This window comes from Pseudomonas sp. efr-133-TYG-103a, assembly GCF_030209235.1.
GTDB lineage: Bacteria > Pseudomonadota > Gammaproteobacteria > Pseudomonadales > Pseudomonadaceae > Aquipseudomonas.
On sequence record NZ_JARVSK010000001.1, the window covers coordinates 253,908 to 269,403 of the forward strand.

At 60.8% G+C, this 15,496-nt stretch carries 14 protein-coding genes; 3 read left to right on the plus strand and 11 right to left on the minus strand.

Annotation, left to right across the window (positions count from 1 at the left end; genetic code table 11):
- Positions 1-72: 72 nt before the first annotated feature.
- The 3 genes from guaB to QRN36_RS01170 form a co-directional block, all read right to left on the minus strand.
- Positions 73-1,542 (minus strand): IMP dehydrogenase, encoded by a 1,470-nt coding sequence (guaB, locus tag QRN36_RS01160; protein WP_285422461.1) that lies wholly within the window; start codon positions 1,540-1,542, stop codon positions 73-75.
- A 126-nt stretch (positions 1,543-1,668) separates the two neighbouring features.
- Positions 1,669-2,217, minus strand: a complete 549-nt coding sequence (locus QRN36_RS01165; RefSeq protein ID WP_285422462.1) for a sugar ABC transporter ATPase — start codon at positions 2,215-2,217, stop codon at positions 1,669-1,671.
- A gap of 70 nt (positions 2,218-2,287) precedes the next feature.
- Positions 2,288-3,073, minus strand: a complete 786-nt coding sequence (locus tag QRN36_RS01170) for a sulfite exporter TauE/SafE family protein (protein ID WP_285422463.1) — start codon at positions 3,071-3,073, stop codon at positions 2,288-2,290.
- A gap of 195 nt (positions 3,074-3,268) precedes the next feature.
- Between QRN36_RS01170 and xseA the strand changes: the two genes are divergently transcribed.
- The 3 genes from xseA to leuA all read left to right on the plus strand — a co-directional run bounded on the left by xseA (position 3,269) and on the right by leuA (position 7,597).
- Positions 3,269-4,648: an exodeoxyribonuclease VII large subunit gene (gene xseA, locus QRN36_RS01175; protein WP_285422583.1), complete on the plus strand. Its 1,380-nt coding sequence runs from the start codon at positions 3,269-3,271 to the stop codon at positions 4,646-4,648.
- 3 nt (positions 4,649-4,651) lie between these two features.
- Positions 4,652-5,494, plus strand: a complete 843-nt coding sequence (locus QRN36_RS01180) for a peptidoglycan DD-metalloendopeptidase family protein (RefSeq protein ID WP_285422464.1) — start codon at positions 4,652-4,654, stop codon at positions 5,492-5,494.
- A 417-nt stretch (positions 5,495-5,911) separates the two neighbouring features.
- The gene (leuA, locus tag QRN36_RS01185) at positions 5,912-7,597 is read left to right on the plus strand and encodes a 2-isopropylmalate synthase (RefSeq protein WP_093463057.1); all 1,686 of its coding nucleotides are present in this window, start codon (positions 5,912-5,914) and stop codon (positions 7,595-7,597) included.
- Positions 7,598-7,685: 88 nt separating this feature from the next.
- On the opposite strand, the gene QRN36_RS01190 is transcribed toward leuA, so the two are convergent.
- The 8 genes from QRN36_RS01190 to hisS all read right to left on the minus strand — a co-directional run bounded on the left by QRN36_RS01190 (position 7,686) and on the right by hisS (position 15,488).
- A complete protein-coding gene (locus QRN36_RS01190) occupies positions 7,686-8,093 on the minus strand; it encodes a hypothetical protein (protein ID WP_285422465.1) in 408 nt (135 codons plus the stop codon).
- 119 nt (positions 8,094-8,212) lie between these two features.
- Positions 8,213-8,650 (minus strand): hypothetical protein, encoded by a 438-nt coding sequence (locus QRN36_RS01195; RefSeq protein WP_285422466.1) that lies wholly within the window; start codon positions 8,648-8,650, stop codon positions 8,213-8,215.
- Positions 8,651-8,709: 59 nt separating this feature from the next.
- A complete protein-coding gene (locus QRN36_RS01200; RefSeq protein WP_285422467.1) occupies positions 8,710-9,501 on the minus strand; it encodes an amidohydrolase in 792 nt (263 codons plus the stop codon).
- Positions 9,489-10,637: a pyridoxal phosphate-dependent aminotransferase gene (locus QRN36_RS01205; RefSeq protein WP_285422468.1), complete on the minus strand. Its 1,149-nt coding sequence runs from the start codon at positions 10,635-10,637 to the stop codon at positions 9,489-9,491. Before QRN36_RS01205 ends, QRN36_RS01200 begins: the two co-directional genes overlap by 13 nt.
- Before the next feature lie 119 nt (positions 10,638-10,756).
- Positions 10,757-12,226, minus strand: a complete 1,470-nt coding sequence (gene der, locus QRN36_RS01210) for a ribosome biogenesis GTPase Der (protein ID WP_093463045.1) — start codon at positions 12,224-12,226, stop codon at positions 10,757-10,759.
- Between the two features lie 150 nt (positions 12,227-12,376).
- Positions 12,377-13,528: an outer membrane protein assembly factor BamB gene (gene bamB / locus QRN36_RS01215; RefSeq protein WP_285422469.1), complete on the minus strand. Its 1,152-nt coding sequence runs from the start codon at positions 13,526-13,528 to the stop codon at positions 12,377-12,379.
- Positions 13,521-14,162, minus strand: a complete 642-nt coding sequence (locus QRN36_RS01220; protein ID WP_285422470.1) for a tetratricopeptide repeat protein — start codon at positions 14,160-14,162, stop codon at positions 13,521-13,523. Before QRN36_RS01220 ends, bamB begins: the two co-directional genes overlap by 8 nt.
- Before the next feature lie 36 nt (positions 14,163-14,198).
- Positions 14,199-15,488 carry a histidine--tRNA ligase gene (gene hisS, locus QRN36_RS01225; RefSeq protein WP_285422471.1) on the minus strand — a complete coding sequence of 430 codons (1,290 nt, stop codon included), beginning with the start codon at positions 15,486-15,488 and terminating at the stop codon, positions 14,199-14,201.
- Between the last annotated feature and the right edge of the window lie 8 nt (positions 15,489-15,496).

Genomic DNA, 15,496 nt, shown 5'->3' on the forward strand with positions numbered 1-15,496 from the left:
AGACGGGGCTGTGTTGAACAGCCCCGCTACACAATTCTTTGAAATGCGCCGAAACAACCGGCGCACTCCGGATCAACCTACGCGATAGTTCGGCGCTTCCTTGGTGATCTGCACGTCGTGGACATGGGATTCAGCCATGCCGGCGCCGGTGATGCGAACGAATTCAGGCTTGGTGCGCATTTCCTGAATGTCGGCGCTGCCGGTGTAGCCCATTGAGGAGCGCAGGCCGCCCATCAACTGGTGAACGATGGCAGTCAGCGAGCCCTTGTAAGCGACGCGGCCTTCGATGCCTTCCGGAACCAGCTTCTCGGCGCCTTCCGAGGAATCCTGGAAGTAGCGGTCGGAGGAGCCTTGCGCCTGGGACATTGCACCCAGCGAACCCATGCCGCGATACGCCTTGTACGAACGGCCCTGGAACAGTTCGATTTCGCCCGGTGCTTCTTCGGTACCGGCGAACATCGAACCCATCATCACGCAGTACGCACCGGCAACGATGGCCTTGGACAGGTCACCGGAGAAACGGATGCCGCCGTCGGCGATCAGGGGAACGTCAGTGCCTTCCAGCGCGGAAGCCACGTTGGCAATGGCGCTGATTTGCGGTACGCCGACACCGGCCACGATACGGGTGGTGCAGATGGAGCCAGGGCCGATGCCGACCTTGACGCCGTCGGCGCCCGCCTCGACCAGCGCACGAGCCGCAGCGCCGGTGGCGATGTTGCCGCCGATGACCTGTACGTCAGGGTAAGTCTGCTTGACCCAGCGAACGCGGTCGATCACGCCTTTGGAATGGCCGTGGGCGGTGTCGACGACGATGACGTCAACGCCGGCGGCGACCAGCGCACTGACGCGCTCGCCGGTGTCCTTGCCGGTGCCGACTGCAGCGCCAACGCGCAGACGACCCTGGTCGTCCTTGCTGGCCAGCGGGTAGGCTTTGGATTTCTCGATGTCCTTGACGGTCATCATGCCCTTGAGCGCGAACTTGTCGTCGACGATCAGGACTTTTTCAAGACGGTGTTTGTGCAGCAGATCGCGCACTTCATACTTGTCGGCGCCTTCGCGGACAGTGACCAGACGCTCTTTGGGGGTCATCACTTCGCGGACGGGCACGTCCAGACGGTTTTCAAAACGGATGTCGCGGGAAGTCACGATGCCGACGAGCTCGCCGTCGTGCAGGACCGGAACACCGGAAATGTTGTGCTGACGGGTCAGTTCGAACAGATCGCGAACCGTGGCATCCGCCTCGATGGTGATCGGGTCCTTGACCACACCCGCTTCGAACTTCTTGACCTTGCGCACTTCGGCAGCTTGCTGCTCGATGGTCATGTTCTTGTGGATGATGCCGATGCCGCCTTCCTGAGCCATGGCGATGGCCAGACGGGCTTCAGTGACGGTGTCCATAGCGGCGGAAACGAGGGGGATGTTCAGTTCGATGCCACGGGTCAATCGGGTTTTCAGACTGACTTCGTTGGGAAGCACCTCGGAATAACCGGGCACAAGGAGAATGTCGTCGAATGTAAGGGCTTCTTGGCTGATACGCAGCATCGCTGGGCTCCCGAGCGGGAAAATGGAAGCGCGCCATTATACCCAGACAGGTGGCCTTGCTCAATGTAAAGATCAGCCTATTTGATAATCAGGTTGATCGACACGCTCTATCGGCGCAACTTGCATTTATAACCGGACTTTGACGAAGGACACCGGGCGATCCAGACGTTCGGCGAACTCTTCCAGAAAGCTGGCCTTGAACCCTGCCTCCAGCCAGTCGTTAAAGATGAAACCCAGGTTGGAAAAGCCGCACGGGTCGAGGAACAGGAAGCCATTGATGTCGTCTTCGTGGCGGCATTCGGGGCACATGAAATTGTCCGTATGGCCGGGCATCCATTCTTCCAGACTGTCGAACAATGCTTCACCGATCTCGCGGCGGCACTCGGGGCAACCGGCCTCCTCCTTGAATCCCTGCTGCGGCGTATAGATGCAGCGCTTGAGGACAATCTCCAGGCCGTTGACCGGCTTGCCATACGGCAACGCGTCAGGGTTTTCGACGATTCGCCGGGCGCCGGGGGCAATGGCGTAGGCCATCCGGTTGAAGCTACGGCCGCAGGTCGTCAGCGCCTCTTCCACCACTTCGCGCTTCACCAGCCAGCGCAAAATGGCTCGCGCTTTCGCTTCATGCCCGGGAAAGCTGGAAATTTGCGGGACGATGATGCTCTGCGTGTTCATGACAGGCCTGTCTGACGTTTGATCGGGGGCGGCAGCTTAATCCTGCTGCCGGCGACGTCAAGTGTGGCGCTCAACCGGCGAGGTATCGGCCGATGAGCGTGATACCGCTGATCAGCACCAGCCAGGTCACCAGTCGCACGAACATCTCACGCGACAGGCGCATGACCAGCCGACGTCCGATCCAGGACCCGACGATCATCGCCGGCAGCAGGCAAACGGCGAGGAGTAACAGGGAAAGCTGCGCGTAGACGCCCGTGATCACGAACAGACTCAGGCGCACGATGGTGCTGCAACTGATCAGCGCGTTCTGCGTTGCGCGGGCCTGGTTCTTGTCGGTAAGCCGGCCGTTCAGGTAGATCGCATAGAGAAATCCGCCGCTGCCGAACAGGGCGCCGAACAATCCACCGACGGTACCTATCGGAATCGACCAGCCCGCCGACAGTTGAGTGGGGCGCACCTTCACCGCCAGGCTGTACAGCGAATAACTCACCAGAAACAGCCCCATCAATAAAAGCAGAACATCGGATTTGAGGTTGAGCAGGAACAGCACGCCCAAGGTGCAGCCCACTGCCATGCACGGCACCATGCGCAGCAATTCCGAGCGCACCACGGATTGTCGCGACGGCAGGAAATGGCTGAACGCGGCCAGGAAATCCAGCATGACCAGCAGCGGAATGATCCGCGAGAGCGGCATGAAATGAATCAGCACCGGCCCCGCGACCAACGCCGTGCCGAACCCGGCGATGGCGAACACCAGATACGCGGCGATGACGCCGCCCTCTATAAAGAGCCAGTCGGTCGGGCTCAAACCCAACTCGATGAAGGCACCCGACAACTCGGTGAGGGTGGTGAACATTGTATTTCCGTAGCCGGGCAAAGTTGGCACAGCATACTGCAGGAGCGAGCGTGCTCGCGATTGTGTCGAGCATGAGAATCAGCGGCTGCCTGACCTACCGCATTCGCGGCCGTCGTAACTGCCGACTGCTCCTACAGGGTCCGCGCCAGCCGCTGATACACGACATCGCCCGCTAATGCCTTTATCATGCCCGTCATGATCAAAGACCCCTTCGCAAGACTCGGCCTTGACCGGGAAGTCCTTACTGTCAGCCAGCTCAACGGCCGTGCGCGCGTGCTGCTGGAAGATGTGTTTTCCAGCATCTGGGTCGAGGGCGAAATCTCAAACCTGTCTCGCCCGGCATCCGGCCACGTCTATTTCACGCTCAAGGACACCGGCGCCCAAGTGCGTTGCGCGTTGTTTCGCAGCAACGCCGCGCGCGTGCGTCAGGCGCTGAAAGACGGTCTGGCGGTGAAAGTGCGGGGCAAGGTTTCGCTGTTCGAAGGCCGCGGCGATTATCAGCTGATACTCGATACGGTGGAGCCTGCGGGCGATGGCGCGCTGCGTCTGGCCTTCGACGCACTCAAGGAAAAACTCAGTGCCGAGGGGCTGTTCAGCGCCGAGCGCAAGGTCGCCCTGCCCTTGCACCCGCAGCGGATCGGCATCATCAGCTCGCCCACTGGCGCTGTCATACGCGACATCATCAGCGTGTTCCGACGTCGCGCACCGCGGGTCGAACTGACGCTGATCCCCACTGCGGTTCAGGGCCGCGAAGCGATCAGCCAGATCGTGCGGGCGTTGAAGCTGGCGGACAGCCGAGGCTTCGACGCGCTTATCCTGGCGCGCGGCGGCGGCTCGCTGGAAGACCTCTGGTGCTTCAACGAAGAAGCGGTCGCCCGCGCCATCGACGCGTGTGTCACGCCCATCGTCAGCGCGGTCGGCCATGAAACCGACGTGTCGATCAGTGACTTCGTCGCTGACGTTCGCGCGCCGACCCCGTCGGCGGCGGCCGAGCTGTTGGCGCCAGACTCCAGCGACCTGCATCGCCGCGTCGACAGCCTGCAGCGCCGGCTCATCAGTCGCATGCAGGACCGCCTGATGCGCGAGCGGCTGCGGCTGGACGGCATTTCACGCCGTCTGCGCCATCCGGGTGAGCGTCTGCGTCAACGGGCCCAACGCCTGGATGATCTGGACATGCGCATGCGTCGGGCCTTCGAACAGCAGATGCACAAGCGACAAGTGCGCATCAGCCATCTCGAAAGCCGTCTGGCGGCGCAGCATCCGGGACGCACGCTGGCATTTCTGCGCCAACGCCTGGACGTGCTTGCCGAGCGCTTGCCGCGCGCGATCCGGGAAAACCTCAAGACCCGCCGCTTGCAATTGCAGAGTCAGGTCCAGACGCTGAACGTGGTCAGCCCGCTCGCGACGCTGGGCCGTGGCTATAGCATTTTGCTGGACGAACGCGGCAAGGCGATTCGCCAGGCGCAACAGACCCACAACGGCCAGCGCCTGACCGCAAAGCTTGCTGAGGGCGAATTGCAGGTCCGCGTCGAAGACAACCACCTGACGCCCGTCACCCTTTCTCTTCTGGACTGATCGATGCTGCCTTTTATTCTCCGTTCTCTGGCCAGCACGGCGCTGGCCCTGTGCCTGGCTCTGCCGGCCTACGCCGACAGCTATATTTCGCGACTGCTGAACAAGCCCGTTCCCGGCGGCGTCGCCGTGGTCGATCTGGGGCCGGCCGCGCAGGCACCGAAAGCCACGTGGCAAGGCAAACCGGTATTGGTCGTCAGGGATCAGGACGCCCACTGGCTGGCGATTGTCGGCATCCCGTTGACGATCAAACCTGGCACGTCGCAACAGGTGAACAGCGGCGGCCGGAACCTGTCATTCACGGTCGGCAGCAAGAAATACCCCGAGCAGCGCATCACTCTGAAAAACCAGCGCCAGGTCAATCCAGACCCGGATGACCTCAAGCGCATCGAGCAAGAGCTGGATGTGCAAGTGCGCGCTTATCGCTCCTTCAGCCCCGGCACGCCGAGCAACCTGCTGCTGGATAAACCGGTCGACGGGCCGCTTTCCAGCAAATTCGGTGTACGCCGCTTTTTCAATGGCGAAGAGCGTAACCCCCATGCGGGTCTGGACTTCGCCGTCCCTGCTGGCACGCCTATCAAAGCTCCGGCAGCGGGCAAGGTGATACTGATCGGCAACTACTTCTTCAATGGCAACACGGTGTTCGTCGATCACGGCCAGGGGTTCATCAGCATGTTCTGCCATATGTCGAAGATCGACGTGAAGGTCGGCGATTCGGTGCCGCGTGGTGGCGTTGTGGGACGCGTCGGTTCGACCGGACGCGCCACAGGGCCGCATATGCATTGGAACGTGAGCCTCAATGATGCTCGTGTAGACCCTGCGATCTTCATCAACGCCTTCCAGCCGTAGCATCACAAACCTGTAGGAGCGCGCTTGCCCGCGAACGGGTTGTGCCAGTGCCATATGTGGGGACTGACACAACGCCATCGCGGGCAAGCGCGCTCCTACAACGGGATGTATTGCGCGGGACGAAATCACTCGGCAATAAAATCCTGTAGCAGTACCCAATCCAGGCATAAATATTCATAAAACACGAACATTCGAATACTCCTACCAATTTTTCCCAACTGCTTGCCAGCTTTCACCCCAATTGGTTACGGTTGGCTTCATGAAAACCTCTCACACCCTCATTCTGCTGCGTCAACATCGCTGCCTCAGTCTCGTCAGCGCACGACTGCCTGGCTGAATCGCGGTGCCTCGCCCTGTCTCTCGCATCAACCGGCTGGCCGCCTTCTCTCGGCCCTCAGTACAAAAAGGATTATTTACATGACCATGCTCAAAGATCCCTCGACGAAGTACCGCGCGTTTCCTGTCATCGACCTGCCCGACCGCACCTGGCCTTCCAAGACCATCACCGAGGTGCCGATCTGGTGCAGTTCCGACCTGCGTGACGGCAACCAATCGCTGATCGAGCCAATGGATTCGGTCAAAAAGCTGCGGTTCTGGAAGACCCTCGTTCAGGTAGGCGTCAAAGAAATCGAAGCGTCCTTTCCGGCGGCATCGCAAACCGATTTCGACTTCGTGCGCACCCTGATCGAAGACGGCCATATCCCTGACGATACGACGATTCAAGTGCTGACCCAAGGCCGCGAAGACCTGATCGCACGCACGTTCGAATCCCTGCGCGGGGCCAAGAAAGCCATCGTTCACCTGTATAACGCCACGTCGCCGTCGTTCCGTCGCATCGTGTTCAATCAGGACAAGGAAGGCATCAAGGCAATTGCCGTCAATGCCGCCAAGCTGTTCGTCAAATACGCCGCGCAGCAGCCTGAAACCCAATGGCAGTTCGAGTATTCCCCGGAAACCTTCAGCGCCACCGAACTGGATTTCGCCAAGGAAGTCTGTGACGCGGTGATCGAAGTGTGGAACGCCACTCCGCAGAACAAGGTGATCCTCAACCTGCCCGCCACCGTCGAAGTCGCCACGCCGAACATTTACGCCGACCAGATCGAGTGGTTCTGCCGCAACATCTCCCGTCGCGACAGCGTGATTATCAGCCTGCACACTCACAACGACCGCGGCACCGGCGTTGCAGCCACTGAGCTGGGCCTGATGGCAGGCGCGGACCGCGTTGAAGGCTGCCTGTTCGGCAACGGCGAACGCACCGGCAACGTGGATCTGGTGACGGTTGCGCTGAACATGTACACCCAAGGCCTGAATCCGCAGTTGGACTTTTCCGACATCGACGGCGTGCGCAAGGTCGTCGAAGAATGCAACCAGATTCCGGTTCACCCACGTCACCCCTACGTCGGCGATCTGGTTCACACCGCCTTCTCCGGTTCGCACCAGGACGCCATCCGCAAGGGTTTCGCGCAGCAGAAAGACGACGCCCTGTGGGAAGTCCCTTACCTGCCGATCGACCCTGCCGACATTGGCCGCAGCTACGAAGCGGTGATCCGTGTGAACAGCCAGTCCGGCAAAGGCGGCATCACCTATCTGCTGGAACAGGAATACGGCATCTCCCTGCCGCGCCGCATGCAGATCGAGTTCAGCCAAGTGGTTCAGGGCGAGACCGACCGCCTGGGCCTGGAAATGACCGCGCAGCAGATCTACTCGCTGTTCAAGCGTGAATACCTGCAGGCCAATAAGCCGTACGCGCTGGTCAGCCACCGTCTTCAGGAAGAAAACGGCCATAGCGCCGTCGAAGTGGAAGTGACCGGCAAAGGCGATGGCGAAAACAATCTGCGCTGGAAAGGCACCGGTAATGGCGCGCTGGAAGCGCTGGTTGCCGGCCTGCCGGTCAAAGCCGAGATCATGGACTACAACGAGCACGCCATCGGTGCGGGCACCACTGCCAAGGCAGCGGCGTACATCGAGTTGCGCGTCAACGGCGAGCGCGCCGTCCATGGCGTCGGCATTGACGAGAACATCACGACGGCCAGCTTCAAGGCCCTGTTCAGCGCCCTGAACCGTGCGCTGTTGCAGTCCGAAGCAGCGGCTGAGGCGGCTTGATCCCGCGCCTCGCCAGGGGTTAGCGGCACCCGAAAAACAAAGGCCCTGAAGCGAACGCTTCAGGGCCTTTGCATTTGTACTGGAACGATCAGGCGGTGGTGTCGACGCTGCCTTTCATCAATTCAAGGAGCGAACCCTGGAGCGAGGTGATCTGCGCGTTGGTGTTCGCCATCTGCTGCTCGATGGCCATGGCCTGCTGAGCTTTTTCCTGATCGCTCGCCTTGCTTGCGTGCACCGCGGCCAGTTGCTGCTGCTGTTGCTGCAGCATCTTCTGCGCCTGTTTGATCTGCTCTTGCAGCTGCTTGATCATCTGGTCGCGTGGCGTGCCGCCCCCTTCCGCCTTGCCAGCGCCCGACGCTTCAGGGGTCTGGTAGACATTACCGCGCAGATTCACAGTGGCAGTGGTCGCGTCCGTCTTGGTCGACTCATCGTTTTTGAAGCCAGCGGTGAAGGCACTCGCGTAAGGACTCAACGAACTGGTGTTGATGGTAGTCATGATGAACTCCTGTTTAGTGCACTTTGTATCGGCGGACTTACACAGAACTGAAGTTCATTGATCGCCGCGCACGCGAACGCCCCATGGCCAGGCCACGGGGCGCGTTGCGGTGCGAGGTATCAGGCGGTGGTGTTGATGCTGCCCGACTTCTGCAGTTGCACCAGCGCAGCTTCCTGCGTGGCGAGGCTGGCGGTGGTCGTCGAGATCTGGCCTTGAATCGCCATGACGCGCTGCGACTTTTCCTCGTCAGACCCTTTGCTCGCCTGAGCCGCTGCCAACTGCTGTTCTTGCTCCTGCAGGCGTTTCTCGGTTTCCTTGATCTGCTGCTCGAGCTTCTCGATCGCCTGCTCGCTCTCGCTGGAGGAATCCGAACTACCGCTGGCGCCGCCCGCAGCCGGTGCGCCGCCCGCGCCGCTCGATGCGGACGTCGAGGCTGCGGCTGCGGTGGTCGAGGTGTCGTCGCTGCTGTCAGCCGTCGCTGTCGTGGTGTCTTTTTTGACAGCAACGGTGAAGGTGCTGGAGTAAGCGCTGAGTGAGGAAGCGTTGATGGTGGTCATACCGATCTCCTGTTTTGGTACCACCGCTATCGACCGCAACCCCCGTAAACTCTATGAACTTAGTGTATCTCGAATGTATCAGCGTCGAGATATGCCGGGAATTTCAGACGGTACGCTGACAGGCTTTCCGCAGACAGACTGACCTGAAACACGCCATCGGCTTCACCGATGTTGAGCAGGCTCTCGCCTTGGAAGTCCAGCACTTGGCTGTCGCCGGTATAGGCGAAGCCCTTCCCGTCAATGCCGACCCTGTTCACAGCCGCGACGTAGCACAGGTTCTCGATGGCCCGCGCTGGCAACAAACGGTTCCAATGCTGACGACGGGCCCCGGGCCAGTTGGCGGTGTACAGCAGCAGATCGGTGTCTTGCGCATCCCGGCTCCACACCGGAAAGCGCAGGTCGTAACAAATCAACGGACGAATCCGCCAGCCCTTGAGTTCGAACTGCACTTGCCGCTCGCCAGGACTGTAGTGCTCGTGTTCGCCTGCCATGCGAAACAGATGGCGTTTATCGTAGTGCAACAACTCGCCGTCCGGCCTCGCCCACAGCAGGCGATTGCGATGGCTGCCGTCGGCGGCACGTATGATCACGCTGCCTGTCACCACTGCGTCCAGTCGCTGGGCCTGACTGAGCATCCAGGCGCTGGTCTCACCGTTTTCCGGCTCGGCCAGTCGCTCCGACTCCATCGAGAAACCCGTCGTGAACATCTCCGGAAGAATCACCAGATCGGCGCCATGCGCCTGCTCCAGCAACTCCTCGAAGTGGGCGTGATTGGCCTGGCAGTCGTGCCACGCCAGCGTGGTTTGCACCAGGGCGATGTTCAGATTGGGCAGGTTGCTCAGATCGCGCATAGTTTTTCCGCTGCCAGACGCAGCGTCTCCTCACGCTTGGGGAAGCACAGCCGGATAATGCGCTGGCCTTCAGGCGGGTTCTGGTAGAACACCGAAACAGGGATGCTCGCCACGCCATGCTCGCGGGTCATCCACAGCGACATGTCGACATCGTTCAGGTCCGGACGGATATTCGAGTAATCGACCAGTTGAAAATAGGTGCCGGCCGCGCGGGTGAAGCTGAAACGCGAGGACTCGAGTCGGTCACAGAAAAAGTCTCGCTTGGCCTGATAGAACGCCGGCAACTCCTCGACATGCTCAGGGCAGGCCGCCATGAAATCGGCCAGCGCCCATTGCAGCGGTGTCACGCCACAGAAACCAACGAACTGGTGAATCTTGCGCATTTCAGCAGTCAGCGCGGGTGGCGCCACCAGGTAGCCGGTTTTCCAGCCCGTCACGTGGTAGGTCTTGCCGAACGAGCTGACCACGAAGGCGCGCTGGTAAAGCTCTTCATGCGCCAGCACGCTCGCATGTTTCACGCCGTCGAACACCAGGTGTTCATAGACCTCGTCGCTGACAAGGTAGATGTCGCGATCACGAATCAACGCTGCCAACTGATCCAGCTCGGCGCGTGTGATCAACGCACCGCTCGGGTTGTGCGGCGTATTGATGATGATCATGCGGGTGCGCGGACTCAGCGCTGCGCTCAGTTGCTCCCAATCGATGGAGAAGTCGCCATCCTTGAGCTGCACATGCACGCAGCGACCTCCGGCGAGCTCCACGGAAGGTTCGTAGCTGTCGTAGCACGGATCGAAAACGATGACCTCGTCGCCCGCCCGAACCACGGTCTGGATCGCGCAGAAAATGGCGTGGGTTGCGCCCGGTGTGATGGTGACCTCGCTGTCGGCATTCACGCTGCGCCCGTAAACGCGCGCGATCTTGGCCGCGACCTGCTCGCGCAGCGCGGGCAGTCCGGTCATCGGCGCGTACTGATTGTGGCCGTCCATCGTGTGACGGCAGAGGGCTTCACGCAGCGCGTCGGGCCCATCGAAATCGGGAAAACCCTGAGACAGATTGATCGCCCCGGTTTCGGCGGCAAGCTGGGACATCACGGTGAAAATGGTGGTGCCAACGTTCGGCAATTTGCTGGTGATCATAGGGTTTTCCTGCTCCACACCCGGCTCCTTGACGGCACGGGGACCCGCAGGATAGCCCAGATGTCGCGCACAAAAAAAGGCGCCATTGGCGCCTTTTTCCGAGAAAGTCCGTTACCGGATCAGCGCTTGTCCTTGCGCTTCTTCTCGGCTTTCTTGTGGTGCGACATCAAACGGCGCTTCTTGTTGACCTGACGGTCGGTCAGCGTGTTCTTGTTGCCTTCGTACGGGTTTTCGCCACCCTTGAACTCGATGCGGATCGGCGTACCGACCAGCTTGAGCACACGACGGTAGGTGTTTTCCAGGTAGCGCACGTAAGACTTCGGCACCTTCTCGACCTGGTTGCCATGGATCACGATCAGCGGCGGGTTTGCGCCACCCAGGTGGGCATAACGCAGTTTGATCCGGCGACTGTTGACCATCGGCGGCTGGTGTTCGCTGACGGCGTCTTCGAGGATCTGGGTCAGACGGCTGGTCGGCCAGCGGGTGACGGCGGACTTGAACGACGCCTGCACCGATTGATACAGATTGCCGACGCCGGTGCCGTGCAGTGCCGAAATGAAGTGAATGTCGGCGAAGTCGACGAAGAACAGCCTGCGCTGCAGTTCGGTCTTCACGTAGTCACGTTCGCTCGGCTCCATGCCGTCCCACTTGTTCAACGCGATCACCAGCGCGCGGCCCGCTTCCAGCGCAAAGCCCAGCAGGTTCAAGTCGTGATCGACGACCCCTTCGCGGGCGTCCATCACGAAAATCACCACGTTGGCGTCTTTGATCGCCTGGAGGGTCTTCACCACCGAGAACTTCTCGACTTCCTCGTGGATCTTGCCGCGCTTGCGCACACCTGCGGTGTCGATCAGCGTGTACTTCTCGTCGTTGCGTTCGAACGGGATGTAGATACTGTCGCGCGTCGTGCCTGGCTGGTCATAGACGATGACCCGGTCTTCGCCCAGCATGCGGTTGACCAGCGTCGACTTGCCGACATTGGGACGCCCGATGATGGCGATCTTGATACCGTCTTTCTCGCTCGGGCCGGGAATACGCTTGGCTTCTTCACCCTCGGCGACGTCTTCGTCCTCGCCGTCTTCGGCTTCGTCCGCATCCTTGGGGAATTCGCGCAACGCGATTTCCAGCATCTGGGTGATGCCGCGACCGTGTGCACCCGCGATCGGGATTGCATCGCCCATGCCCAGCGGCGCGAATTCGGCGCGAGCCATGTCAGGGTCGATGTTGTCGACCTTGTTGGCGATCACATAGGAAGTCTTGTTGCGCTTGCGCAGGTGCTCGCCAATCATCTGGTCGGCGGCCGTGAAGCCTGCCTTGGCGTCAACGAGGAACAACACGACATCGGCTTCTTCGATGGCGAGCAGGGATTGCTCGGCCATTTTTTCGTCCATGCCGTGTTCGTCACCGGAAATACCGCCGGTGTCGATCAGGATGTAGGTACGCCCTTGCCACTTGGCCTCACCGTACTGGCGATCACGGGTCAGACCGGACAAGTCGCCGACGATGGCGTCGCGAGTCCTGGTCAGGCGGTTGAACAAGGTGGACTTGCCGACGTTCGGTCGACCCACCAGGGCGATTACGGGAACCATGCGGCTCTCCACTTCGTTATTTCAGAAAATACAAAAGCCGCTGCAAGGCAGCGGCCGGAGTTCGGAGCGGCACCCGAGGTGCCGCAGGCCCCGTGAAATCGGGGCCGCTCGAGGGAAGCCGCGACACGGCCCCTCAAGCATAGACAGCCACTACTTGATCGTCAGGGCTTCGAGCTTGCCGCTGTTACCGAAGACGTAAATGGTGTTGCCCGATACCAGCGGGCGTGCACGCAAGCCATCGCTGTCAATGCGCTCGCGCGCAACGAAGTGGCCATCGACCTGGCTGAGCAGGTGCAGATAACCTTCCATGTCGCCGACCGCTACGTAGCTGGAAAACACTTCCGGCGCGCCCAGTTGGCGACGTGCCAGCGAGTCGTTGCTCCACAGACCGGTGGAAGAACGCTCATCGATGCCTTCGACCGTGCCGGTGGCCAGGGAAACGTAGACGCTGCCGAAGCCCTGGGCCACGCCCGAGTAGCTCGACGCATCACGCTGCCACAGCACGCGGCCGCTTTGCAGTTCCAGCCCGGCAACCCGGCCCTGATACGTGGCGACATACAGGGTATTGCCCGAGAGCAGCAGGCCGCCGTCGATGTCGACGACGCGATCCAGCTCGGAGCGACCTTGTGGAATCGCAACGCGTTGCTCCCACGCAGGCACACCGTTATTGATGTCCAGTGCCACGACCTTGCCCGTCGACAGACCGGCGATGGCGAGCTGATTGGTGACGATCGGAGCGCCCGTGCCACGCAGGGTCAGAACCGCGGGACTGCTTTCGTAGATCCAGCGCTGATCGCCGGTGGCAGCGTCGTAGCCGATCACGCGGTCGTCCTGGGTCTGCGCGACCACGACATCACCGTTGGTGGCCGGAGCCGACAGCACTTCGCTGGTCGCTTTGGCTTTCCATTTCTGCTCGCCGGTGGCTTCGTCAAGGACGATGACTTCGCCACGCAGCGTGCCGAGCATGACCATGCCGTAGCCTACGCCGACCGCACCGGAGACCGGACGCTCGAGCTCTTTCTTCCAGACCACGTCGCCGTTGCTGCGGTTGATCGCCATGACCAGACCGTTAGCATCGGCGGCGTAGATGTTCTCGCCGTCGATCGCTGGAACCAGCATGTTGTAGATCTCGCCCTGACCGTCACCGACCGAACGACTCCACAGCTTCTGCAGGGACACTTCTTCCTTGAAATCGACCAGCTCGGCTGGAGGCAATTCCTTCTTGCTGTTGCTGCTGCAACCCGCGGCCAGAACGGCCAGAGCCAGCAATGCTGCATGTTTCCAACGAATCACGTCACGCATCCCCTTTCGCCAGATCGTCGAGCTTCATTTGCAGGCCACCCACTGCCGCTTCTTCGGAAAGCGCAGCTTTGGCCTTTTTGTAGGCAGCATAAGCGTCGTCGGTACGACCCAACTGAACCAGCAGGTCGCCACGCAGCTCTTCGCGGCTGGCAAGGAAGGCCTTGTCAGGCTGGCCGTCGAGCAGCTTCAGCGCGTCTTCAGCCTTGTTCTGTGCCGCGAGCACACGCGCCAGACGCTGGCGGGCGATTTCGCCCAGCGTTGCGTTGGCTGGCTTGTCGGTGACCGACTTCAGTTCGTTGGCTGCGTCATCCAGCTTGCCAGTGTCCACAGCGACTTTCGCCACGAACAGGCTGCCGTACTGGGCGTACGCCGTACCACCGAAATCGCTCTTCAGCTTGCCGGCAATTTCGGCCACGCGACCTGCATCAGCCTGGCCGCTGGGCGTCAACGCGGTTTCCAGCAGTTGCTGATACAGGGCCGAAGCACCTTGTGCCTGGTTGTTCTGATAGCGATGCCAGGCCTGCCAGCCCAACACCACGATAACCGCGAGCAGACCGCCGGTGACCAGGGGCTTGCCGTTACGCTGCCACCAGTCTTTTACCGCCGCCAGCTGTTCATCATCGGTACTCGACACCCCAATACTCCTATCTAATTCGGCTGTTTATCAGCTTCAACCCTGCACGATGCAGGCGGCCAGGTGCTCGGACAGAGCATCCCAGGCAATATTTTGTTGTTCACCCTGACCGCGCAGAGGTTTGACGCCCACCTCCTTGCGAGCCAGTTCCTCGTCGCCGAGGATCAAGGCGTACAGTGCGCCGCTCTTGTCGGCCTTTTTGAACTGGCTCTTGAAACTGCCCGCGCCGGCATTGACCTGCAGACGCAGCGTCGGCGCCTGATCACGCAGACGCTCGGACAACGCCAATGCAGCAAGCTCGGCGGCTTCGCCGAACGCACAAACGTAGACGTCGAGCGTACGGGAGATTTCTTCCGGCACCTGTTCCAGCGTCTCCAGCAGCAGAACCAGCCGCTCGATGCCCATGGCAAAACCGACGCCGGCGGTTGGCTTGCCGCCCATCTGCTCGACCAGGCCGTCGTAACGACCGCCCGCGCAAACGGTACCCTGAGCGCCCAACTGATCGGTCACCCATTCGAAAACGGTCTTGCTGTAGTAATCCAGGCCACGAACCAGCTTCGGGTTGATCACATACGGAATGCCTGCGGCGTCCAGACGCGCCTTCAGGCCTTCGAAGTGAACCCGGGACTCTTCGTCCAGATAGTCCGCCAGTTTCGGCGCATCGACCAGAACAGCCTGGGTTTCAGGGTGCTTGGTGTCGAGCACACGCAACGGGTTGGTCTTCAACCGGCGCTGGCTGTCTTCATCCAGTTGATCGATACGGGCGGAAAGATAGGCAACCAGCGCTTCACGATAACGAGCGCGTGCTTCGCTGGTGCCCAGACTGTTGAGCTCAAGCTTGACCGCATTACGAATGCCCAACAGGCCCCAGAGACGCCATGTCAGCACGATGAGCTCGGCATCGATGTCCGGACCATCGAGGTTGAAGACTTCAACGCCAATCTGGTGGAACTGACGATAGCGGCCCTTTTGTGGACGCTCATGACGGAACATCGGACCGATGTACCAGAGTTTCTGGACCTGGCCACCACCGGTTATGCCATGCTCCAGCACCGCACGCACGCACGCAGCCGTGCCTTCAGGGCGCAGAGTCAGCGAGTCGCCGTTGCGGTCGGCGAAGGTGTACATCTCTTTTTCGACGATGTCGGTGACTTCGCCGATCGAGCGTTTGAACAGGTCGGTGAACTCGACGATCGGCATGCGGATCTGGCGATAGCCGTAGTTATCCAGCAAACGCGATACGGTGCCTTCGAAGTAGCGCCACAGCGGCGTCTGGTCCGGCAGGATGTCGTTCATGCCACGAATGGCTTGTAGAGACTTACTCACAAAAATTC

Excerpts from the sequence above, each read along its gene's own strand:
- guaB (WP_285422461.1), bottom strand. The coding sequence starts at position 1,542 with ATGCTGCGTATCAGCCAAGAAGCCCTTACATTCGACGACATTCTCCTT.
- QRN36_RS01165 (WP_285422462.1), bottom strand. The coding sequence starts at position 2,217 with ATGAACACGCAGAGCATCATCGTCCCGCAAATTTCCAGCTTTCCCGGG.
- QRN36_RS01170 (WP_285422463.1), bottom strand. The coding sequence starts at position 3,073 with ATGTTCACCACCCTCACCGAGTTGTCGGGTGCCTTCATCGAGTTGGGT.
- xseA (WP_285422583.1), top strand. The coding sequence starts at position 3,269 with ATGATCAAAGACCCCTTCGCAAGACTCGGCCTTGACCGGGAAGTCCTT.
- QRN36_RS01180 (WP_285422464.1), top strand. The coding sequence starts at position 4,652 with ATGCTGCCTTTTATTCTCCGTTCTCTGGCCAGCACGGCGCTGGCCCTG.
- leuA (WP_093463057.1), top strand. The coding sequence starts at position 5,912 with ATGACCATGCTCAAAGATCCCTCGACGAAGTACCGCGCGTTTCCTGTC.
- QRN36_RS01190 (WP_285422465.1), bottom strand. The coding sequence starts at position 8,093 with ATGACTACCATCAACACCAGTTCGTTGAGTCCTTACGCGAGTGCCTTC.
- QRN36_RS01195 (WP_285422466.1), bottom strand. The coding sequence starts at position 8,650 with ATGACCACCATCAACGCTTCCTCACTCAGCGCTTACTCCAGCACCTTC.
- QRN36_RS01200 (WP_285422467.1), bottom strand. The coding sequence starts at position 9,501 with ATGCGCGATCTGAGCAACCTGCCCAATCTGAACATCGCCCTGGTGCAA.
- QRN36_RS01205 (WP_285422468.1), bottom strand. The coding sequence starts at position 10,637 with ATGATCACCAGCAAATTGCCGAACGTTGGCACCACCATTTTCACCGTG.
- der (WP_093463045.1), bottom strand. The coding sequence starts at position 12,226 with ATGGTTCCCGTAATCGCCCTGGTGGGTCGACCGAACGTCGGCAAGTCC.
- bamB (WP_285422469.1), bottom strand. The coding sequence starts at position 13,528 with ATGCGTGACGTGATTCGTTGGAAACATGCAGCATTGCTGGCTCTGGCC.